19 protein-coding genes are annotated in these 20,494 nt (G+C 67.2%); 10 read left to right on the forward strand and 9 right to left on the reverse strand.

Going from position 1 to position 20,494, the window contains the following annotated elements; genetic code table 11:
- From CVM50_RS04995 to CVM50_RS05030, 8 genes are all read right to left on the reverse strand, one after another.
- Complete coding sequence (locus CVM50_RS04995) at positions 1–981, reverse strand: LysR family transcriptional regulator (RefSeq protein WP_232618160.1); 981 nt, start codon at positions 979–981, stop codon at positions 1–3.
- The gene (locus CVM50_RS05000; protein WP_085887705.1) at positions 978–1,655 is read right to left on the reverse strand and encodes an aspartate/glutamate racemase family protein; all 678 of its coding nucleotides are present in this window, start codon (positions 1,653–1,655) and stop codon (positions 978–980) included. Before CVM50_RS05000 ends, CVM50_RS04995 begins: the two co-directional genes overlap by 4 nt.
- Positions 1,652–3,109 (reverse strand): dihydropyrimidinase, encoded by a 1,458-nt coding sequence (gene hydA, locus CVM50_RS05005; protein WP_085887704.1) that lies wholly within the window; start codon positions 3,107–3,109, stop codon positions 1,652–1,654. The genes CVM50_RS05000 and hydA overlap by 4 nt, the downstream gene beginning before the upstream one ends.
- Positions 3,110–3,113: 4 nt before the next feature.
- A complete protein-coding gene (locus CVM50_RS05010; protein WP_085887703.1) occupies positions 3,114–4,040 on the reverse strand; it encodes an N-carbamoyl-D-amino-acid hydrolase in 927 nt (308 codons plus the stop codon).
- 22 nt (positions 4,041–4,062) lie between these two features.
- On the reverse strand, positions 4,063–4,734 hold the full coding sequence (locus CVM50_RS05015) for an amino acid ABC transporter permease (RefSeq protein WP_085887702.1): 672 nt from the start codon (positions 4,732–4,734) through the stop codon (positions 4,063–4,065).
- A 9-nt stretch (positions 4,735–4,743) separates the two neighbouring features.
- The gene (locus tag CVM50_RS05020; protein ID WP_085887701.1) at positions 4,744–5,412 is read right to left on the reverse strand and encodes an amino acid ABC transporter permease; all 669 of its coding nucleotides are present in this window, start codon (positions 5,410–5,412) and stop codon (positions 4,744–4,746) included.
- The gene (locus tag CVM50_RS05025; RefSeq protein ID WP_085887700.1) at positions 5,412–6,173 is read right to left on the reverse strand and encodes an amino acid ABC transporter ATP-binding protein; all 762 of its coding nucleotides are present in this window, start codon (positions 6,171–6,173) and stop codon (positions 5,412–5,414) included. Before CVM50_RS05025 ends, CVM50_RS05020 begins: the two co-directional genes overlap by 1 nt.
- Before the next feature lie 66 nt (positions 6,174–6,239).
- Complete coding sequence (locus CVM50_RS05030) at positions 6,240–7,115, reverse strand: transporter substrate-binding domain-containing protein (protein WP_085887699.1); 876 nt, start codon at positions 7,113–7,115, stop codon at positions 6,240–6,242.
- A gap of 431 nt (positions 7,116–7,546) precedes the next feature.
- On the opposite strand from CVM50_RS05030, the gene CVM50_RS05035 reads away from it, so the two are divergent.
- A complete protein-coding gene (locus CVM50_RS05035) occupies positions 7,547–8,488 on the forward strand; it encodes a 2-hydroxyacid dehydrogenase (RefSeq protein ID WP_085887698.1) in 942 nt (313 codons plus the stop codon).
- Here the strand turns inward: CVM50_RS05035 and CVM50_RS05040 are convergent.
- Positions 8,466–9,326 (reverse strand): LysR substrate-binding domain-containing protein, encoded by an 861-nt coding sequence (locus CVM50_RS05040; protein ID WP_085887697.1) that lies wholly within the window; start codon positions 9,324–9,326, stop codon positions 8,466–8,468. The two genes, CVM50_RS05035 and CVM50_RS05040, sit on opposite strands and share 23 nt — an antisense overlap.
- Before the next feature lie 93 nt (positions 9,327–9,419).
- Between CVM50_RS05040 and CVM50_RS05045 the strand changes: the two genes are divergently transcribed.
- From CVM50_RS05045 to CVM50_RS05085, 9 genes are all read left to right on the forward strand, one after another.
- Entirely contained in the window at positions 9,420–9,833 is a 414-nt protein-coding gene (locus tag CVM50_RS05045; RefSeq protein ID WP_085887696.1) for a VOC family protein, read from the forward strand.
- Between the two features lie 3 nt (positions 9,834–9,836).
- Positions 9,837–10,763, forward strand: a complete 927-nt coding sequence (locus CVM50_RS05050) for a dihydrodipicolinate synthase family protein (RefSeq protein WP_085887695.1) — start codon at positions 9,837–9,839, stop codon at positions 10,761–10,763.
- A gap of 1 nt (position 10,764) precedes the next feature.
- Positions 10,765–11,553, forward strand: coding sequence for an SDR family oxidoreductase (locus CVM50_RS05055; RefSeq protein WP_085887694.1), 789 nt, complete (start codon positions 10,765–10,767; stop codon positions 11,551–11,553).
- Positions 11,554–11,860: 307 nt separating this feature from the next.
- Positions 11,861–12,847: a TAXI family TRAP transporter solute-binding subunit gene (locus CVM50_RS05060; RefSeq protein WP_085887693.1), complete on the forward strand. Its 987-nt coding sequence runs from the start codon at positions 11,861–11,863 to the stop codon at positions 12,845–12,847.
- The gene (locus CVM50_RS05065; RefSeq protein WP_085887692.1) at positions 12,844–13,329 is read left to right on the forward strand and encodes a DUF1850 domain-containing protein; all 486 of its coding nucleotides are present in this window, start codon (positions 12,844–12,846) and stop codon (positions 13,327–13,329) included. The genes CVM50_RS05060 and CVM50_RS05065 overlap by 4 nt, the downstream gene beginning before the upstream one ends.
- Positions 13,326–15,335, forward strand: a complete 2,010-nt coding sequence (locus tag CVM50_RS05070) for a TRAP transporter permease (protein ID WP_085887691.1) — start codon at positions 13,326–13,328, stop codon at positions 15,333–15,335. Before CVM50_RS05065 ends, CVM50_RS05070 begins: the two co-directional genes overlap by 4 nt.
- Positions 15,336–15,339: 4 nt before the next feature.
- Positions 15,340–17,079, forward strand: a complete 1,740-nt coding sequence (locus tag CVM50_RS05075; protein ID WP_085887690.1) for a sensor histidine kinase — start codon at positions 15,340–15,342, stop codon at positions 17,077–17,079.
- Positions 17,076–18,407 carry a sigma-54-dependent transcriptional regulator gene (locus CVM50_RS05080; RefSeq protein ID WP_085887689.1) on the forward strand — a complete coding sequence of 444 codons (1,332 nt, stop codon included), beginning with the start codon at positions 17,076–17,078 and terminating at the stop codon, positions 18,405–18,407. Before CVM50_RS05075 ends, CVM50_RS05080 begins: the two co-directional genes overlap by 4 nt.
- Positions 18,408–19,019: 612 nt before the next feature.
- Positions 19,020–20,492: a TolC family protein gene (locus CVM50_RS05085; protein WP_085887688.1), complete on the forward strand. Its 1,473-nt coding sequence runs from the start codon at positions 19,020–19,022 to the stop codon at positions 20,490–20,492.
- Positions 20,493–20,494: the final 2 nt, after the last annotated feature.

Below are 20,494 nucleotides of genomic sequence, written 5' to 3' on the forward strand. Positions count from 1 at the left end.
TCAGCGGTCCTTCGTGGCAGCGGCGGCGCGCGTGGCGGAAAGGCCCGGTATGTCCAGCGCGGCGGTGGCGCGGCGCATCTCCTCCATGAAGACCTGCAACAGGCCCGAATGGGGCACCCCGCGCCGGGTGAACATCATGCAGCGCACCGGGCAGGGCTGGGCCAGGGGACGGGCCACCAGGCCCCCGACGCTGGCCGGGCCCTCCAGGTAGGGCTGGGCCGACCAGGGATCGACGATGCAGACCCCCATGCCGCTGGCGGCCAGCGATGCGGCGGTCTGGCAATACCGGGTTTCCAACTGCGGGTGATAGGTGACATGGGCCTCTTCGAAGGCCTGAGCGACCATCCGGCCAAGATAGCTTTCCTGGTCGATGCCGATGAAACGCTCGCCGGTCAGGGCGGCGACCTCGATCATCTCATGGCGGGCCAGGGGGTGATCGCGGGGCAGCAGGGCGACCATCTGGCCCGGCCTCAGCTCCTCGGTGTTCACGTTGGGGATACGGGCCGAGGCGAGGCCGATGCCCACATCCGCCTGGCCAGTCTGAACCGCGTGCAACACGTTGTCCAACCGGCGCACGTCGAAGCTGACGGTGACATCGGGGCGGGTGTCGAGGAAGCCGCGCATCGCCTGCGGGATCACCGAATAGCCCGGCGGCGGCGTGGCGATGACCCGCAGCCGCCCGACGCGCCCGTTGCGCAGATCGCGGGCGCGCATGGCGAAGCTGCGCACGATGCCGAACAGGGGGCGGATCTCCTCGTAGAGGTTGCGGGCCTCCAGCGTCGGTTCCAGGTGGCGGCCGGTGCGTTCGAACAGGGTCAGCCCCAGTTGCGCCTCCAGCTGGCGCAGCCCGGCTGAGACGGCGGGCTGCGAGATCCCGAGGCTCTCTGCCGTGGCCACCGTGGTGCGTTGGCCCATCATAGCGGCGAAGATCTCCAGCAGGCGCATGGAGGTCTCGGGCAGGTTCTCGGGGCCTTTGGTCATGCGCTGGCCGTGTCGAAGGTGAAGGCCGGATCGCCCTGCAACGCCGCAACGGCCTGGGCAACGGCGGCGGAGACCGGGTCGATCACGGCGAGGCCGGTTTCCGCTTCCAGCCGGGCACGGATCAGGGCCATGCCGGCACAGCCCAGAACGATGGCGCCGGCCCCCATGGCGCCCAGCTCCTCGGCGCGGGTGCGGATCAGGGCGTAGGCCTCGGGGTCGCGCATCGGTGCCTCGGCCGAGCAGCCCGAGAGGTGCAGCTCTCCGGCCAGTCGTCCCTCGATGCCCATCATCCGCATCTTGCGCCTGTGGCGCGGGATCGAGGCCGGGCCGAGGGCAATCACGCCGAAACGGTCGGCGCGGGCCAGGGCCGACAGCAACGCCGCCTCCTGGCAGCCGATGGCGACGGGGCCGTCCGGCATGGCGCGCAGGAGGTCCAGGCCGGGGTCGGAGAAACAGCCGGTGATCACCGCGCGCGCGGGCGTGGCGCGGGCCAGCTCCAGCACCCCCAACCCGGCGCGGGCGACATCTTCATCGCTGGCGATGGTCGCCGGGCTGTCGGACAGGTCGAGAGAGGTGAGCGACAGCCCCGGCGGCAGCATGGCACGGGCCGTCTGGTCCATGCCGCGGGTCACGGTGGCCGAGGAATTGGGATTGATCAGCAGGATGTCGGTCATCCGCGCAGCTCCGTGCCGAAGTTCTGAGCCGGGTCGAATTCCTTCACCGGCGCACCGGGCCGGGCGCGCAGATCGACGGGGGCGCGGCCGAAGAACCGGCCCTGGCCCTCGCTGGCCTTCAGCGCGCCCTTGTCCACGATCACCTCGCCCCGGGTCAGCACCGTCTCGGGGCGGCCGGTCAGGGTGCGGCCCTCCAGGGGCGTGTAGTCCATGTTGTCTTGCTGATCCTCCAGCGTGATGGCATAGCGCGCCTCGGGGTCCCAGATTGCGATGTCGGCGTCCATGCCGGGCGCCAGACGGCCCTTGCTGGTGCAGCCGAAGACCTTGGCGGTGTTGGTGGACGACAGCGCGACGAACTGTTCCAGCGTGATGCGCCCCGCCACGACCCCTTCGGAGAAGAGCCAGGGCAGGCGCAGGGCAATGCCGGGCATGCCGTTGGCGATCTTGGGGTAGGGCACGTCGGACCCGTTCAGGAACTTGCCGGTCTTATCCGCGCGGTAGGGGGCATGGTCGGAATGCACGCCGACGAAGGTGCCCATGCGGATGTGATGCCACAGCGCCTCTTGCGTGGCCGTGTCGCGCAGGGGCGGGGAACAGATGTATTTCGCCCCCTCCATGCCGGGCCGGTCCAGGTCGTCGCGGGTCAGTGACAGATACTGCGGGCAGGTCTCGGCAAAGAGCTTGGCGCCGTTGAACTGCTCGCGCCGGATGATCTCGGCCCCGCCTTCGGTCGAGACATGGACGACGAAGAGCGCCGCATCGGCGAGCTTTGCCAACTGCACGGCGCGGTTGATCGCCTCCTGCTCGGCCAGCTCGGGGCGCGAGATGGCATGGTATTTCGGCGCTGTCAGGCCCCGGTCAGCCAGCTGGCGGTTCATCCATTTGACCATATCGTTGTTCTCGGCATGGACCATGGTGATGGCGCCGTGCTGTCGCGCCACCGTCAGGATGTCCAGCATCCCGCCATCGCCGATGTTCATCAGGTCATAGGTCATGAAGACCTTGAAACTGGTGATGCCGCGCGCGAAGGTGCGGGGCAGCTGATCCGCCAGCACCTCGGGGCGCGGGTCCGAGATGATGAGGTGGTAGGAATAGTCGATGACGGACCGCGCGCCGCGCGCGTCGTAGGTGGCCAGCACGTCATCCACGTTTTCGCCGCGCTGCTGTGCCGCGAAAGGGATGAAGGAGGAATTGCCGCCGAAGGCCGCCGAGATCGAGCCCGACAGGTAGTCATCCGCCGTCATCACGCCGGAAGAGCTTTCCTGCGCGATATGGGCGTGGGTCTCTATCCCGCCGGGCACGACGATGCGCCCGCTCGCGTCGATGCGCCGGTCGCCGCCCGCGATGGTTTCCGCCATGGCGGCGATCTTGCCGTCCTTGATGCCGATGTCGCCGGTGCTGACACCTTCGGTCGTGGCGATCTGGCCGCCGTGGATTACGCAATCGAATGTCATTGGGTCACTCCGGCAGCTTGACGCCCGTCTGGGTGGCGATGCGGCCATAGTGCTCGATCCGGCGGTGAGCTGCAAAGTTGAACACGGTGGACTTGCCGAAGGCGCATTTGGCGAAATCGGCCTCGGCGGTGATCACCTCGTCGCCCTCGGTCTCGGCACGGGCGATGACGAAGCCGTCGGGGTCGACGATGATCGTGCCGCCGATCATGTGATTGCCATCCTCCATGCCGCACTTGGCCACGGCCATGGCGTAGGTGGAGTTCTGGTAGGCCCCGGCACAGACCGACAGCTCGTGGTGGTAAAGCCGCTTCTCCAGCCCTTCGTCCTTCGACAGGTTGTTCTGGCTGGGAGTGTTGTAGCCGATGCAGACCAGTTCGACCCCCTGCAGGCCCAACTCGCGCCAGCTTTCCGGCCAGCGGCGGTCGTTGCAGATCGCCAGCCCCATGATCGCGCCCTGGCTGCGCACGACGTTGAAGCCGGTATTGCCGGGCAGGAAATAGCGCTTCTCCAGGTGCTGGTGGCTGCGCTCGGGCTCGTATTCGGCATGGCCGGGCAGGTGGGTCTTGCGGTATTTCAGCACGATCTCGCCCTGCGGAGAGACGATGATCGCGGTGTTGAAATGCTGCCCTTCCGGCGTCAGCTCGCAATAGCCGAAGGTCATGCCCATGCCATAGGCCTTCGCGGCGTCGAACAGCGGCTGGGTGGCGGGGCCGGGCATTTCGGTTTCAAACCAGTGGTCGAACTCGGCGCGGTCCTCGACGTAGAAGCGCGGGAAGAAGGTGGTCAGGCACATCTCGGGATAGGCGATGAAGCCCGCGCCCGCGGCGTGGGCCTTCTCCATCAGCGCCAGCATCCGCGCCACCACCTCTTCGCGGCTCTCGTCCTTCTGGATGCCGCCCATCTGTGCTGCGGCCAGGATCATGCGTGTCATCGTTACGCTCTCTTCTTATAGGTCAATGGCTGATCGAAAGGCCGCGCTGGAAGCGCGAGATGACGCGAACGAGCGGCCAGAGGAGGAGGAGGTAGAGGCCGGCGGCCATCACCAGGGGCGAGGAATTGTAGGTCACCGCACGGGCCATGTTGGCGCTGTAGAGAAGCTCGGACAGCGACACGACCGAGGCGATCGAGGTCAGCTTGACGATCTCCACCACGTTGGACAGCAGGTCCGGCAGCACGTTGCGGATGGCCTGGGGCAGGATGACCCAGGTCTGCGCCTGGGCGGGGCTGAGCCCGGTCGCCCGCGCCGCCTCCATCTGCCCCTTGGGGATCGCCTTGATGCCGGACCGGAAGATCTCGGCGAAATAGGCCGAGTTGTTCAGCAGGAAGGCGATGCAGACCGCGACGAAGGGGGGCACACGGACGCCGACGAAGGGCAGGCCGGCATAGATCAGGATCAGCAGGATCAGCGGCGGAATGGCCCGGAAGATGTCGATGAAGACGAAGGCCGGCAGCCGGAGAGCCGCGGACCCGGACGAGGCCAGAAGCGCCAGTCCCAGGCCGCCGAAGAGCCCCAGCAGGATGACCACCGCACAGAGTTGCAGCGTCACCCAGGCCCCTTTCAGCAGCAGGGGTGTGGCCTGGCGCATGATGTCGATGTTGAAGAAGGCGTCGATGATGGTGTCCATGCCGGTCCCTCAGTGTTCGTAGTGGAACCGGTTCTCGATGTAGCGCGAAAGCAGCATCGCCGGATAGAAGATGATAAGGTAGGCCAGCGCGGCCATGGTCAGCGGCGTGGCCGAGCCGGAGAAGGCCTGGGCCGATCCCGCCACCGAGACGATTTCCTTCACCCCGATGACCGAGCCATAGGCCGTCATCTTGGAGATCGTCAGCGAGCGGTTCACCAGCGGCGGGATGTTCATCCGCAGCGATTGCGGGAAGATTACGTGCAGCAGCACCTGCAGGAAGGACAGGCCCGTGGCCGCGCCCGCTTCCCACTGGCCGCGCGGCAGCGAGGTCATGGTGGCCCAGAAGATCTCCTCGACGAAGGCGGCAAGCACCAGCGTCAGGATCAGGTAGAGGACGAACCAGTCGGCCAGGATAATCCCAACCGAGGGCAGGCCGAAGAACAGCACCAGCATCAGGACCAGCGGCGGCAGGGCGCGCATCAGGTCGGCGAACAGAACGATGGGCCAGCTGAGCCAGCGTTTCTGATAGGCCCGCAGCCCTGCCAGCAACGCGCCAAGCGCCAGGCCCGAGATCACCACCAGGACCGAGATCCAAAGGGTCACCCAGACCGCGCGTATCAGCGCCGGCAGGTAGCGCGCGATGATCTCAGGGTTGAGGAAGGCGTTGAAGAAATCCATCAGGCCGCCTCGCCCGAGACGCGCGACAGGAAGGCCTTCAGCCGGTCGGACTTCGGGTTGCCGAAAATCTCCTCCGGGGGGCCTTCCTCGACGATCACGCCGCCGTCCATGAAGACGACGCGATCCGCGGCTTCGCGGGCGAACTGCATCTCGTGGCTGACCACGATCATCGTCATGCCGCCTTCGCGCAGGTCGCGCATGACCTTCAGGACCGAGCCGACCAGTTCCGGGTCCAGCGCCGAGGTGGGTTCATCGAAGAGCATCACCTTGGGGTCCAGCGCCAGGGCGCGTGCGATGGCCACCCGCTGTTGCTGGCCGCCCGACAGCTCGCTGGGCATGGCGTCGGCCTTGTGCTTCAGCCCCACCTTGTCGAGCATCTCCAGCGCGCGGGCCTCGGCCTCGGCGCGGGGGCGTTTCAGCGCCTTGCGCTGCGCCAGCGTCACGTTCTTCAGCGCCGTGAGGTGCGGGTAGAGAAAGAAGCCCTGGAACACCATGCCGACCTGCAGGCGCATCCGGTCCAGCTCCTTGCGGGGGATGCCCAGCATGGGCTTGCCGCTGACATGAATCGCACCAGAGGTCGGTTCCTCCAGGCGGTTGCAGCAGCGCAGCATGGTGGATTTGCCCGACCCCGAGGGGCCGATCACGAAGACCAGCTCGCCGTTCCGGACATTCAGGTCGATCGAGCGCAGCACCTGCGTCTCGCCAAAGCGCTTTTCCAGCGCGGTGATTTCAAGCGTGGGGAGGGGCTGTGCTGCCGTCATGTGGGAACCTGGGGAAGAAGTTGGCGGGCCGGGAATTGCCCCGGCCCGGGGAAGGAATGACCGGGATCATTCGAAGGTGCAGGTCACCTCATGTTCGTCGGGCTGGTACCCTTCGAAGCCCGGGGTGCCGTAGCCAGCGTCGGGGGTGACGATCAGTTCGCCCTCTTCGGGGGTCAGGCCGAACCACTTCTCCGACAGGGCGGCCATGGTGCCGTCGGTCTTCAGGCATTCCAGGACCGAGTCGAAGAGGTTGCGCGTGGCGTAGTCGTCACGACGGAAGGGCAGGGACCAGCTGAGGCCGGTGTCGATCTGGAACGCGAATTCCAGGCGCGGGTTCTGCTGTCCGGCCCAGGCGGTCACGGTCATGCCGGCCATGCTGGCGTCGGCCCGGCCCGAGGTGACGGCCTCGAAGGCATCGGCCTGGGTGCCGAAGGTCAGCACGGTCAGGTCCATTTCCTCCGCGCGTTCCGTCAGCCAGGTCTCGTAGAGAGAGCCCTTGTTGGCGGTGACGGTCTTGCCCTGCAGGTCCTCGACGCTGTCGATGTCCGAGCCGGTCAGGGTGGCGAAGCCGAAGTTGGTTGCCATGAACCCTTCGGTGAAGAGCATGGTCTTGGACCGTTCCTCGGTCACCGTGGTCGGCGCTGCGATATAGTCGAAGGTGCCCGAATGCAGGGCGGGGAACAGGCCGGTGTACTGGCCGGGGACGATCTCGATGTCGACGCCCAGTTTCTCGGCCATGGCCGCGGCGAGGTCGACGTTGAAGCCCTGGATGCCACCGTCGAGGGAGGGGAAGGCATGGGGAGCGAAGGTGCCGTCGATGCCGGCCTGGTAGCCGTCGGCCTTGATCGGCGCGACTTCCGCGGGGGGCTCTCCCTCGGCGAGGGCGGCGGTGGAGGTCAGCAGGGCGGCGGCAAGGCCAAGGGATGCGAGTTTGAAGGTCAAGGTGGGTCTCCTGTTGGATCGCGCATCGTCGAGTGCGCTGTGCCGCCAAACTCGGGGCGGCGAGGGACAGGAGGCCAGATAAAATGGGATTATCTAGCGATTAAATGTATAATCTCAAATTATACTATCCGGTTTCGGATAGGTTGCCGTCGCCACCGGGGCCGCTGTCAAAAGTCTGATAAGGTTGATTAAAAACTCTCGCCTTCGACTGTACGGCGCGGGCGCATTGTCCCCGTGCGCCGTCCTATCGTGGCCTGTCCCGCAAGTCGGTGCTGGAGAAAATTTGGGCGTTTCGCTCTCATCTTGGTCAGCTTGAGGGCCTGAAACGGGGCTCTGGCCGTGGATTTCGGATCTTCGGCTCGGGGAGGATTTTGAGAATCCCCTGTCGCGATGGAAAAGGCGTTGATGACGCAAGCCCCAGGAGCGCCCGCATGTCGCCTGACCGCACGGTTCAAGTTCTGTTTTCCGCCCCGGACGTCTTCTACGACTCCTTCTTCCCCGTCCTCACCGCCGCGCTGGCGGAGGCGCAGCTGCCCACGGTGATCCGCCGGGAGATGGATCCGGCGGAGGTGGACTACCTCGTTTTCGCGCCCAATGATCTGATTACCGACTTCTCGGGGTTCGTGCGGGCCAGGGCGGCCCTGTCGATCTGGGCCGGTGTCGACCGGGTGCTGCGGAACCCGACGCTGACATTGCCCCTGGCCCGCATGGTCGATCCGGGGCAGCGCGAGGGGATGGTGGAATACGTGGTGGCCCATGTGCTGCGTCATCATGTGGGCATGGACCGTTACATCCTGTCGTCCTCTGGCTGGAACCAGGTCGCGCCCCGGCTGGCGCGGCAGCGCCGGGTGGCGGTGCTGGGCCTGGGGGAATTGGGCGGTGCCTGCGCCCGGGCTCTGTCTTCGCTGAATTTCGACGTCCATGGCTGGAGCCGGCGGCCGAAGACCCTCGACGGGGTGACCTGTCACGCCGGGGCCGAGGGGCTGGAGGCCGTGCTGGCCGGCACGGCGATCGTCGTCTGCCTGTTGCCGACCACGCCGCAGACGGAAAACCTGCTGAACGCCGAGACCCTGGCGCGCCTGGCCCCCGGGGCCGTGGTCATCAACCCGGGGCGGGGGGCGGTGATCGACGACGCCGCGCTGATCGCGGCGCTGGACGACGGGCACCTGGGCCATGCGACGCTGGACACCTTCCGCATCGAGCCGCTGCCCGAGGATCACCCGTTCCGCGCCCATCCCAAGGTCACCGTCAGCCCGCATGTGGCCTCGCTGGTGCGGGCCGAGACCGCTGCTCGGGTGATCGCCGAGAACATCTGTCGGGGCGAGGCGGGCCAGCCCTTCCTGCACCTGGTCAGCCGTCGGGACGGCTACTGAGCAAGGACCGCAGGATCGCCTGCTGTGCGGCCGCCCTCTCGGGCGTGGCCGGTGTCAGCAGCACGAGGTGGCGTTGGTAGGCGGCGCCATCGGGCAGGGGGTGCGCCCCCTGCAGCCCGGCCCAGTCGGGCACCAGCGCGGCCCCGATGCCGCTGGCAACCAGGTCCGAGATGACCTCCAGGCTGTCGAGGGCGCAGAGCACCTGCGGCGTGACCCCGTGATCGGCGAGGTAGCGGGCCGCGATCTGGCCGCCCCAGCTTTCGGGATCGTAGGCGATCAGTGGAAGGTCGTCGAAGGCCGCTTCGGCGGTCCGGGCCGGGTGGCCTTCGGGCAGCAGCAGGCGTAGCGGCTCGCGGCGCAGCGGATGCTGTTGCAGGCCGAAGGGCAGGGGAAAGGGCGGTGTCACGATCAGCGCCGCGTGCAATTCGCCCGCCCGCACCGCCTCGTAGAGCGCGACCGAGGTGCCGGGCGTGATCTGAAGCTCCAGTCCCGGCGCGCTGTCGCGCAGCTCCGGCAGCAGCTTGGGGATCTCTGCGGTCAGCATCGTGGAAATTGCCCCCAGCCGGAACACGCCGCGAGCCAGCCCGGGATCGGCGGCACGGCGCAGGTTCTGGGCCTGCTGCACGAGGCGCCGCATGGCCGGCAGCAGGTCGCGACAGGCCGCAGAGGGGCCGGAGGCATTGGCCTTGCGCTCCAGCAGGGTCCGACCCAGCTCTCGCTCCAGCACCTGGATCCTCTGGCTGACGGCCGCCGGTGTCAGGGCCTGAGTCTGCGCCGCCGCAGCGATCGAGCCATGGTCGATCACCGCCAGCAGGCTTTCCAGAAATCGCGTGTCCAACAGTTTTTCTTTCGCTCGGGTGAAAAGAAATTCGTTTTTCCTTTCTCTGATGATTGGTTACCCCAAGACAAGACCAAACCCGGAGCCTTCCCCATGAAATCAGTTTTCCACCTCGCCCTGCATGTCACCGACCTGGACGAAACCCGCCGTTTCTACGGCGACGTCCTGGGCTGCGCCGAAGGGCGCTCGACCGAAACCTGGGTCGATTTCGATTTCTTCGGCCACCAGCTGTCCCTGCACCTGGGCAAGCCCTTCGAGACGACGCGCACCGGCAAGGTGGGTGAGCACATGGTGATGATGCCGCACATGGGTGCCGTGCTGGGCCTGGACGACTGGAAGGCGCTGGCTGCCCGGCTGGAGGAAAAGGGCGTCGCCTTCGACATCCCGCCCGTGGTCCGTTTTGCCGGGGAACCGGGCGAACAGCGCACGATGTTCTTCTTCGACCCCTCCGGCAACCCGATCGAGATCAAGGGCTTCGCCGACACCTCCGGCATCTTCGCGAACTGACCGATGGGCGCGCTGCTTACCCGTCGGACCCACGGGGTCTACATCATCGCGGCCACTCCTTTCACCGAGAGCGGGGCCGTAGATTTCGACAGTCTGGATCGGCTGGTCGCCTTCTACGAGGGCCACGGCGTCACCGGGATCACCATCCTCGGCATGATGGGAGAGGCCGACAAACTGAGCCCGGAGGAGCGGCATCAGGTCGTCGATCGCGTTCTGGCGCGCACCGACCTGCCCGTCGTCGTGGGCGTGTCGGATCCGGGCCTGGCCAGCCTCTGCGCCCTCGGGCGCTACGCGATGGAGCGGGGCGCGGCGGGCGTCATGGTGGCGCCAACGCGTGGCCCGGCGCGGGAGGATCGGATCGAGGGGTATTTTCACGCCGTGGCGCAGGGTCTGGGGGCCGACGTGCCACTGGTCTACCAGGACTTTCCGCTGTCGACCGGGGTGGCGGTGTCGCCCGCGCTGATCCGGCGGCTGTCGCAGGACCTGCCGCAGATGGTCATGCTAAAGCACGAAGACTGGCCGGGGCTGACCAAGATCTCGGCACTGCGCGACCACGAGGCGGATCCGGCGGTGGCCCGTCTGTCGATCCTGTGCGGCAATGGCGGGCTGTACCTGCCGCAGGAACTGGCCCGGGGCGCGGACGGGGCGATGACCGGCTTCGCCTATCCCGAGGCGCTGGTGCAGTCCGTCGCCCTGCACGCGGCAGGGCAGGTCGAGGCGGCCGAGGATCTTTTCGACCGTTACCTGCCGATCCTGCGTCATGAGCAACAGCCGGGGTGGGGGCTGGCCCTGCGCAAGCACATCCTGATGCGGCGCGGCGCCATTGCCTGCGCCGCGACCCGCGCGCCCGGGCCCCGTCTGGGGGCGCGGGACATCGAGGAACTGGAACGACTGATGCGCCGGACCGAGATCCGGCTGAAGGAGAGATGAGATGGATCTGGGTTTGAAGAACCGCCACGCGCTGGTGCTGGCCTCGTCGCGCGGCCTTGGGCTGGGCGTGGCCGAGGCGCTGGCCGCTGAAGGGGGGCGCGTGATGCTGACGGGCCGGGACGAGACGGCCCTGGCCGAGGCGGCGGCGACGATCAACGCGCGTGGCGCGGGGCAGGCCGACTGGCTGACGGTCGACCTGTCCGCCCCTGATTTCGCCACCTGCCTGGCGGCCGAGGTGCAGGAGCGGTTCGGCGGGGTGGACATCCTGGTGAACAACACCGGCGGCCCGAAGCCCGGCCCGGCGCGGGAGATCACCGCCGCCGACCTGCTGACCCAGGCGCAGGCCATGGTGGCCTCGGTGATCGAGCTGACCGGCCTGCTGCTGCCGGGCATGTGCGCCCAGGGCTGGGGGCGGGTGCTGACCATCGCCTCCTCCGGGGTGGAACAGCCGATCCCCAACCTGTCGCTGTCCAACACGCTGCGCGGCGCCCTGGTGGGCTGGAACAAGACCCTGGCGACCGAGGTCGCCGGCGAAGGGGTGACCTGCAACATGCTGTTGCCGGGGCGGATCCACACGGCTCGCGTCGATCAGCTGGACGGCGCGGCGGCGGAAAGGCAGGGCAAACCCGTGGAAGAGGTCCGCGCGGCCTCGCGGGCGTCCATCCCCGCCGGGCGCTACGGCACGGTCGAGGAGTTTGGCGCGGTCGGCGCCTTCCTGTGCAGCGACCCGGCCAGCTACGTGACGGGCAGCATGATGCGCTGCGACGGTGGCATGATCCGCAGCGTCTGAGCGCCCTTCGCTGCGCGCGCAGCCACATGTGATCCCCGGGGGACGGACGTCGCCCGGGCAGGCCCCGGTCCGGTTGGAGGAGGCCCCGGGGGTCGCCGGATCAGGCCCCGGATAGGCGGCTCTCTGCCCGGCCGTCTGGCGGGGTCTGGCGGATTTTCGCCCCGCAGCTGGCGGTGTCCTGCCACGAAACTTCGCGTTTTTTGTCAGATTATGGCTGACGTCCGACCCCCAAATGCGCGAGGCTTCCGCCATCTCGAAGAGGAGTCGGGACAATCTTGGGCGAAAAGCCCGACAAGGGAGGACGACCATGAGTAATTCTGTAAACCGCCGGACCTTTGGCCTGCTGGGCGCTGCCTGTGCGGCGGCGATCGGCTTTGGCGCGCCGGCAATGGCGCAAACCCAGCTCTCCATCGCGACCGGTGGCACCGGCGGCGTCTACTATCCGATGGGCGGTGGCCTGGCGGAAATCATCAACAACCACATCGAGGGCTACGCCGCGACCGCCGAGGTCACCGGCGCGTCGGTCGAGAACATGGGCCTGATCGCCCTGGGCGACGCGGACCTGGCCATCGGCCTGGCCGACACCGTGGCGCAGGCCTATTCCGGCACCGGCCGCTTTGAAGGCCAGGAGCTGTCGATGATCCGTGGCCTGGGCTCGCTCTACGCCAACATGGTGCAGATCGTGGCCCTCGAAGGCTCTGGCGTGACCTCGCTTGCGGATCTGCCCGGCAAGCGCGTTTCCGTCGGCGCACCGGGCTCCGGCACCGAAGTGAACACCAACGCGATCCTCGAAGCCAACGGCATCAGCTATGATGACATCGAAGAACAGCGCCTGAACTTCAATGAGACCGCCGACGCGCTCGCCAACGGCGATATCGACGTTGGGTTCTGGTCCGTGGGCGCGCCGACCTCGTCGATCCTGAACCTGGCGACGACGCAGGACATCACGATCATCGCGCTGACCGAGGCCGAGCTGGATGCCGCCATGGCGCAGCACGACACCTTCGCCAAGACCACCCTTGCGGGCGGCACCTACAACGGCGTCGACGAGGACATCACCGTGCTGGGGATCCCGAACGTGCTGACGGTCTCCTCCGAGATGTCCGATGACGTGGCCTATGCCATCACCAAGGCGATGTACGAGAACATCGAGGATCTGCGCGCCGTGCACCCGGCGGCGCGTGAGACGACCGTTGAATTCGCCCTGTCGGCCACCCCGGTGCCGCTGCACCCCGGCGCCATCCGCTACTACGAAGAGATCGGTTCCACCGTTCCGGACAAACTGCGTCCATGATCGGGACGATCCGGGGAGGGGGAGTGACAGCACTCCCTCTCCTCATTCTTCTGCTGCTGCCGGTCCCGGTGGGGGCGGAGGCGCTGACCGCCACACTTGAAGACGGCACAGAGTTCGCCCGCTTCGATGTTGCCGAGGGGCAGGAGTGGTGCGTGCTCTGGAACCATTCGGTTCAGGGGTTTCCGGTGTCCGACTGCTACCAGAACCAGGCAGGCCACATGGTCCTGGTTCACGCGCATCTGCCTGACTTCGCGGCCGGACTGGACCATATCCCCGGTCGCGGGCGGCAGGTCTCGGACGGGCAGGGCGGCTATTTCATTCTCGACATCAATGAGCCCGTCCCGGGCGACGCCTATATTCTGCGTCCCGGTGCGGGTCCCGTAAACCACCGCCTTCAGGTCGGAGATGCGATTGTCTCCCTGTCGGCGGTCGCGACGCATCAAAGGGTGCGGATCGCTCTGGAAAGGAATGAGGGCCAATGAGTTCGACCACTGACGACACCCTTTTGCCGATTGAACAGCCGAAGATGGTCGTGCGGGCCATCACGGTGATCGGGATCGCCCTGTCGCTCTTTCAGCTCTACACCGCCGGTGTGCAGCCTCTGGGGCTGTTCTTCCAGCGCCCCATTCACCTGGGTTTCGTCCTGGTTCTGTGTTTCCTGATCTACCCGGCCTTCGGGCGCCATCGGCCGCGGGGCGTGACCGGCTGGGTCATCGACGGCATCCTGATCGTGATGAGCATCGGCGCCGGGGCCTGGGTGCCGATGAACATCGACATCATCGCCAACCAGATCTTCCCCCGTACCACTGACATCGTCATGGGCGTCGCGACTGTCATCGTCGTGCTGGAGGCCGCCCGGCGCGCCGTCGGCCTTGGCATGACCGTGATCGGGGTCGTCTTCATCTGCTATGCCTTCGCCGGCAACCGGGGCGAACTGCCCTTCCTGGCCGACTGGATGCCCGGCATCCTGAACCACCGCGGCTATTCGCTGGATCGCCTCGCCAGCCAGATGACCCTCGGGGCCGAAGGGATCTTCGGCATTCCCCTGGGCGTTGCGGCCACCTTCGTCTTCATCTTCGTGCTGTTCGGCGCCTTCCTCGAAGTGACCGGCGCGGGCAAGTTCTTCATCGACCTGGCCTATGCCGCCGCCGGCAAGCAGCGTGGCGGCCCGGCCAAGGCCGCGGTGATCGCCAGCGCGGGCATGGGCTCGATCTCCGGGTCCGCCATCGCCAACGTGGTGACGACCGGGGCCTTCACCATCCCGCTGATGAAGAAGCTGGGCTACCGGCCGGCCCAGGCGGGCGGGATCGAGGCCGCCGCCTCGACCGGCGGGCAGATCATGCCGCCTTTGATGGGGGCCGGCGCCTTCCTGATGAGCGAGTTTACCCGTGTACCCTATGTCGAGATCGTCCTGATCTCGATCTTCCCGGCGGTGCTGTATTTCGGCGCGGTCTACCTGCTGGTGCATATCGCGGCGGTGAAGCAGGGCATGAAGGGCCTGTCCGCCGAGGATCTGCCCCACACCCGCAAGGTCCTGGCCGAAGGCTGGCATTTCCTGTTGCCGCTCGTCGTGCTGGTCGCCCTGCTGGTGGCGGGCTATTCGCCGATGCGGGTGGGCTTCTATGCGATCCTGTCGATCATCGCGGCTGCCTCGGCGCGGGCGCTCTGGACCTTCGTGGTCTCCGGGCCGACCGCGTCGGGCTTCGCCGCAATGCTCAAGCGTGGCATCATGGTTACCTTCGAGGCGCTGGATCTCGGCGCGCGCAATGCGGTCGCCGTCTCCGTCGCCTGTGCCGTGGCGGGGATCATCGTGGGGGTCGTGGGGCTGACCGGCCTGGGGCTGAAATTCTCGGCCATGATGATCGCCTTCTCTGGTGGCAACATCGTTCTGGCGCTGATCCTCGTCCTGCTGGCTAGCCTGGTGCTGGGCATGGGCCTGCCGGTGACGGCGGCCTACATCGTGCTGATCATCCTTGTGGGGCCGGCGCTGACCGAGGAATTCGGCATCCCGCTGCTGATCGCGCATCTGGTCGTGTTCTGGTATTCCCAGGACAGCAACGTGACGCCGCCCGTGGCCCTCGCCGGGTTCGCCGGCGCCGCGATTGCCGGATCGAAGCCGATGGAGACAAGCGTTCAGGCATGGAAATACGCCAAGGGCCTCTACCTGATCCCGCTGTTCATGGTGTTCAACGAAGAGATCATCGTCGGCGGCCCCCTGCCGCTGGTGATCTGGGGCGGCGCGCTGGCGATCCTCGGGCTCGTGGCCTTTGCCGCGGTGCTCGAAGGGTTCCTGTGGCGTCCGATGGCGCTCTGGATGCGCGTGCTGCTCCTGCCCGGGGTCGTGGCCCTGTTCTGGCCGGATCTGATGGTCGAGGGGGCGGGCTTTGTCCTGGTCGTCCTCCTGCTGGGGGCGAACTGGCTGCAGGCCCGCCGGGAGAAAGACCTGCCCGGCGGCCCGCCCTGGGCGCGGGACTTGTCGAACGGCTGACGCCATGATGCTGGTCCGGCCTCTTCTTCTTGCGGGCCTTGTGGGGGCGCTGGTCTGGGCTGTCGCGCAGAACCTCGCCCTCGGCACGGCGCGCAAGCAGCTGGACCAGACCCTGCTGCTGACCGAACGCGCCGTGGAGGCGGAGGTGGAGCGCCTGCGCTCTCTGCCCGCGGTCGCGGCGGAGGACGTGCGGGTGCGCAACGCGCTGTCCGGCAGCGGCCCCCTGCAGGAGGCCAATCGCTACCTGGAAAGGATCGCGGTGCATGCCCAGGCAGAGCAGTTGTATCTGCTCGACGCCCGGGGCGAGACGATTGCCGCGTCGAACTGGAACCAGCCGAGCGGCTTCATCGGGGAGAATTACGCCTTCCGGCCCTACTTCAAGGACGCGATGGCGCAGGGCCAGGGTCGGTTCTACGGCATCGGGGTGACCACCGGGCAGCCGGGCTATTTCCTAGCCACCCGGGTCGACGCGGCGGGCGCGCGCGGCGTGCTGGCCGTCAAGATGAATCTGGGGGCCTTGCAGGCCATCTGGCGCACGGCCGATGCGGATGTGGCCCTTGCCGATGAGAACGGCGTCGTCATCCTGTCGGCACGGCCGGACTGGGAATACCGCGCGCTGACACCGCTCAGTCCGGATGTCCTGGCCGAGCTGGAGGTCACGCGCGCCTATGAGGGCACCGAGCTGGCGACGGCCCCGCCGCTTCTGGCCGCGGCCCCGGATGAGCGGAACGTGACCGGGGAGGGCTGGATCGGCCGCATCTCCACCATGCCGTCCACGGGCTGGCAGGTGATCGCCGCCCGCTCCACCGCCGGGTTGCGAATGGTGGCGCTTGGGGCCGCGGCCCTGGCGGCGCTTGCGACCCTGGCGATGGTCGCGATGGTCAAGGCCTGGGATCAGCGCCGCCAGATCATCGCCCTGCGCCTGTCGCAGTCCGAGAAACTGGAAACCATGGTGCGTGCCCGCACCGCCGACCTGGCCCGAGAGGTGGAGGCACGCACCCAGGTGGAGATCGATCTGCGCGCCACGCAGGAGGCGCTGGTGCATACGGAAAAGATGGCGGCCCTGGGGCGCATGTCAGCCGCGATCGTGCACGAGATCAGCCAGCCTCTGGCGGCGATGGAGGCCACCCTGTCGGCGGCGGAGCTTGGCGTGGACAAGACGGATGCGGCCACGACACGGCGCCTGGGCAAGGCGCGCGGGTTGATCCGCCGCATGCAGCGGACAACCAAGCACCTGCGGAGCTTTGCGCGCAAGGATGTGGCGGAACGGTCGCTGATCGACCTGAGGGGGCCCGTGGCCTCGGCGCTTGAACTGGTTTCGCCCCGGGCGCGGGACATCGGGGTCACGCCGCTGTTCCAGCCGCCGGAGGAGAAGGTCGAGGTGATGGCCGGCGCCGTCCGGATGGAACAGGTCGTGGCCAATCTGCTGCTGAATGCCCTCGACGCGGTGGCCGAGAGGCCCGACGCCCAGATCACCGTCACCTTGACGACCGGGAACGGCCAGGCCCGGCTGTGCGTGGCCGACACTGGCAACGGCATCGCCGAAACGGACCTGCCCGATGTCACCGAACCCTTCTTCTCGACCAAGATGACCGGTGAAAGCCTTGGCCTCGGCCTTGCGATCTGCAAGGCGATCCTGTCAGATTTCGACGGCACGCTCGATATCACCTCCGATCTTGGCCAGGGCACACGGGTGACGGTCACCGTGCCTCTGGCCCTTGCCAAGGAAGCCCAGGCCGCATGAACGCCAGCATTTTCATCGTGGATGACGACGAGGACCACCTGTCGGCCCTTGCCGATCTGCTTGAGGCCTCCGGCTACGGGGTGGAGACCTTCGACGCGGCGGCCCCGGCCCTGGCCGCGATGCCGAAGCAGCCGGATCTGGTCATCAGTGACCTGCGCATGCCGGGCATGGATGGCATCGCCCTTCTCAAGGAGCTGCATCAGCAGCATCACGGCGTGCCCGTCGTGCTGCTGACCGGCCACGGCGACGTCGTCCATGCCGTCGATGCGATGCGCGCGGGGGCCGAAGACTTCCTGGAGAAACCCTACGACTCCGCGCATCTGCTGGCGGTCGTGCGCCGCACGCTGGAGGCCCAGGCCGCCCGCAGGGAAGTCGCGCGCCTGCAGCAGGTCCTGATCGCTCGGGCCGACGACAGTATCCTTGGCCGGTCGCGGGCGATGCAGCAGTTCCGCAAGCGCATCTCGGTGCTGGCCTCCTTCGACCTCGATGTGCTCATCACCGGCGAGACGGGCACGGGCAAGGAACTGGCCGCCCGGGCCATCCACGCCGCAAGCACTCGGGCCTGTGGCCCCTTCGTGGCGCTGAACTGCGCCGCCCTGCCCGAGGCGATGGCCGAAACCATCCTCTTCGGCCACGGCGAAGGGGCCCTGGCCCATGATGCCGAGGGGCGCGCGGGCAAGCTGGAGGCCGCCCATGGTGGCACCCTGATGCTGGATGAGGTCGAAACGATGCCGCTGGCCATCCAGGCCAAGCTGTTGCGGGTTCTCCAGGAACGCTGTTTCGAACGTCTTGGCGACCCGGTCGCCCGGCCGCTGGATGTGCGGGTGATCGCCACGACGAAGACCAACCTGCGCCTGCTCGACACCTTCCGTCCGGACCTCTTCTTCAGGCTAGCGGGGGCAGAGCTGACGACGCCCACCCTGCGCGAGGCCGGTGAGGACATCCCCCTGATCTTCGCCCACTACGCGCAGCTGGCCGCTCGCCGTTATGGCCGCGAGGATCCGACGCTGCCCTGGGCTCTCCTGCAGAAGCTCAAGCGCCAGGCCTGGACCGGCAATGTGCGCGAGTTGAAATCAAGCGCCGAGGCCTATGCCCTTGGGCTGGTCGAGCTTGAGGGCACCGGCGCCCCCAGGTCGTCGCCGATGACACTGGCCGATCGCGTCGCGGAATTCGAGGCGCGGGAGATTTCGGCGGTTCTGGACGCCCACGCGGGCAACACCCTGCGCGCCGCAGAGGCTCTCGGGATTCCACGGCGCACCCTGAACGACAAGATGCGACGGTACGCGATCTCGTCCGATGCTGAACGCACGTCGGACGACGCCAGCTGAGGGTCCGGACGCGGTTTGCAGCTCGTCCGGGGCGGGAAGGGTCAGAGGACGGGCTCTTGCCATGGCGCCTGCGCCGTGCGGGCCTGACGGGCGAAGATTTGGCGCCCGGACAACTATTCGCCGGAGGCTGGGAAGGCGGCGCAGATCCCTATCCCCTATTTAGGCTCGGCTGTGACTTTTTGGTCGCGTTTGTCGTGGAAGACGCGACGTCAGGGCGCAAGACGGAAGCGTGTAGGTTGCGCCGCTGAGGGCCACTTTTCGCGCGCGTATCAAAAAGATAAATCGATCGTATAAGTCCTTGATATTTGTCGCGATTCGCAAGTCCCCTTTTCAGGGGAGATCGGAGGTTTTCCGCCGTTTGCGTAGCCGTCGGGTTAGTTCGGCCATGAGACGGAGGGCGATTCGGGCGACTGTCGGCCTGCCCCTTGTCGCGAAAAATCCATTTCGACGAGTACCTTGCAACTTGAATTCGATGCGAACTGCACGAAAAGTGGCGGCGAAATCGGGTCGGCAAATTGATGCCGATAAAGCCGGAGCAGGCCGGCAGGTGTCTGCCGCAGTCATACGGTGACGGGCAGGGCAGAGGGCGGCAAAGCCGCGGAGCGGAGGAGCATGAGCATTGGACAACGGGCCCTCGCGGCTGTCGTGTCGGGCATCGTTCTGGCGGGCTGCCAGCATGATGCGTCGAGTGGAAACAACCTGAAGTCGCTGCTGGACCAGGGGCCGGACGCCGAAACGCGGGCGCTGCTGCACGAGGATCTGGCCGAGGTGCTGGAACGCCAGGAAAAGGCCATCGGCACATATACCACGACCGCCAACACCGGCGCCGCTGCCGTGCCGATGAACGCGCTGATCGAGAACGCCCTGGCGCGCAATCCCACGATCGGCCACGCGGCGCAGGCGATCAACCAGGCGGATGCCGAGCGGATGCGCGCCATCTACGCACGCCTGCCGCAGGTCTACATCAACTTCTCCTACGACGGTGTCCGCCAGGACGTGCGCGATACCGACAACGCCGTCTTCGAACGCGGCAAGGCGAATTACCCGGTGGCCACCTCCTCGGCCAGCCTGGTGCAGCCGCTCTTCGATCCGGCCCGGCGCTACCGGGTGCAACGGGCGAAAAGCGTGCAGTCCGGGGCCGAGGTCGATTACATCGCCGCCGTGCGTGATGTCGTATTCGAGGTCTTCGACAACTACATCGTGGCCAGCCAGGCCAAGGCCCGCATCGCGTCGCTGCAGGAGCGCCGCTACCTGCTGAACCGGCAGATCAACAGCCAGGGTGCGCTGGTCGACACCGGGCTGAGCAACGTCCTGCAATCCTCCTCGCTGCGCAGCGAGCGTGACACGATCGCCGCCGAGGAATCGCTGGAAAGCGCCCGCCGGGCCGAGGCGCTCAGCAACCTGTCGCAGCTGACCGGGCTGGTGGTGTCGGATCTGGCGCCGCTCGACTTCCCCGATGACCTGCTGAACGCGCCGGGCCGGGTGAATGTCGATCAGGCGGTCAGCACCGCGCTGGAAAACAACCCCGCGATCATGAGCGCGGCCCTGCAGGTGGTCAGCACCGAGTTCGAGCGCAAGGAGGCCCATGCCTCGGACATTTCGCCGGTGCTGGAGGCCTATGCCACAATCGAACGCGAGGACCGTTCCAACAGCCGGTTCGGCGGCGGCTCCCTCACGGTGGATGAAACCGTCGGCGTCAGCCTGACCATCCCGATCTTCAACGCCAACGGCACCGGCCTGTCGGAGCCGACCAAGCGGATGGAGGTGCGCACCGCCGCGCTGCGCTACCACGCCCGCAAACGGTCGGTGGAGACGGAGGTCCGCACCGCCCATGCCCGCCTCGGCGAGCTGTCGAAGGCGATCCGCCAGTCGAAGAACGCCGCCTACCACGCCTCCCGCGCGCTGGAGGTGGAACGCAACCGCGTCTCCTCCGGGGAAAGCGTCGATCTGGCCGTGGCCGCGCGTCAGTTGCGGGTGAACGAATCCCGCGCGCAGGTGGCCTTCTACGAGGCGGAGTTCATGCGGGCCTGGGCCCGGCTGAACTACCTGATGGGCGCCGACCTGACTACGCAGCAAGGGTTCTGAGC

The organism is Pseudooceanicola marinus (assembly GCF_002786295.1).
GTDB classification, from domain to species: Bacteria; Pseudomonadota; Alphaproteobacteria; order Rhodobacterales; family Rhodobacteraceae; genus Pseudooceanicola; species Pseudooceanicola marinus.

What these genes read in the sequence shown, in the direction of transcription:
- CVM50_RS04995 (WP_232618160.1), bottom strand. Translation starts at nt 981, where the DNA reads ATGACCAAAGGCCCCGAGAACCTGCCCGAGACCTCCATGCGCCTGCTG.
- CVM50_RS05000 (WP_085887705.1), bottom strand. Translation starts at nt 1,655, where the DNA reads ATGACCGACATCCTGCTGATCAATCCCAATTCCTCGGCCACCGTGACC.
- hydA (WP_085887704.1), bottom strand. Translation starts at nt 3,109, where the DNA reads ATGACATTCGATTGCGTAATCCACGGCGGCCAGATCGCCACGACCGAA.
- CVM50_RS05010 (WP_085887703.1), bottom strand. Translation starts at nt 4,040, where the DNA reads ATGACACGCATGATCCTGGCCGCAGCACAGATGGGCGGCATCCAGAAG.
- CVM50_RS05015 (WP_085887702.1), bottom strand. Translation starts at nt 4,734, where the DNA reads ATGGACACCATCATCGACGCCTTCTTCAACATCGACATCATGCGCCAG.
- CVM50_RS05020 (WP_085887701.1), bottom strand. Translation starts at nt 5,412, where the DNA reads ATGGATTTCTTCAACGCCTTCCTCAACCCTGAGATCATCGCGCGCTAC.
- CVM50_RS05025 (WP_085887700.1), bottom strand. Translation starts at nt 6,173, where the DNA reads ATGACGGCAGCACAGCCCCTCCCCACGCTTGAAATCACCGCGCTGGAA.
- CVM50_RS05035 (WP_085887698.1), top strand. Translation starts at nt 7,547, where the DNA reads ATGTCGCCTGACCGCACGGTTCAAGTTCTGTTTTCCGCCCCGGACGTC.
- CVM50_RS05045 (WP_085887696.1), top strand. Translation starts at nt 9,420, where the DNA reads ATGAAATCAGTTTTCCACCTCGCCCTGCATGTCACCGACCTGGACGAA.
- CVM50_RS05050 (WP_085887695.1), top strand. Translation starts at nt 9,837, where the DNA reads ATGGGCGCGCTGCTTACCCGTCGGACCCACGGGGTCTACATCATCGCG.
- CVM50_RS05055 (WP_085887694.1), top strand. Translation starts at nt 10,765, where the DNA reads ATGGATCTGGGTTTGAAGAACCGCCACGCGCTGGTGCTGGCCTCGTCG.
- CVM50_RS05060 (WP_085887693.1), top strand. Translation starts at nt 11,861, where the DNA reads ATGAGTAATTCTGTAAACCGCCGGACCTTTGGCCTGCTGGGCGCTGCC.
- CVM50_RS05065 (WP_085887692.1), top strand. Translation starts at nt 12,844, where the DNA reads ATGATCGGGACGATCCGGGGAGGGGGAGTGACAGCACTCCCTCTCCTC.
- CVM50_RS05070 (WP_085887691.1), top strand. Translation starts at nt 13,326, where the DNA reads ATGAGTTCGACCACTGACGACACCCTTTTGCCGATTGAACAGCCGAAG.
- CVM50_RS05075 (WP_085887690.1), top strand. Translation starts at nt 15,340, where the DNA reads ATGATGCTGGTCCGGCCTCTTCTTCTTGCGGGCCTTGTGGGGGCGCTG.
- CVM50_RS05080 (WP_085887689.1), top strand. Translation starts at nt 17,076, where the DNA reads ATGAACGCCAGCATTTTCATCGTGGATGACGACGAGGACCACCTGTCG.
- CVM50_RS05085 (WP_085887688.1), top strand. Translation starts at nt 19,020, where the DNA reads ATGAGCATTGGACAACGGGCCCTCGCGGCTGTCGTGTCGGGCATCGTT.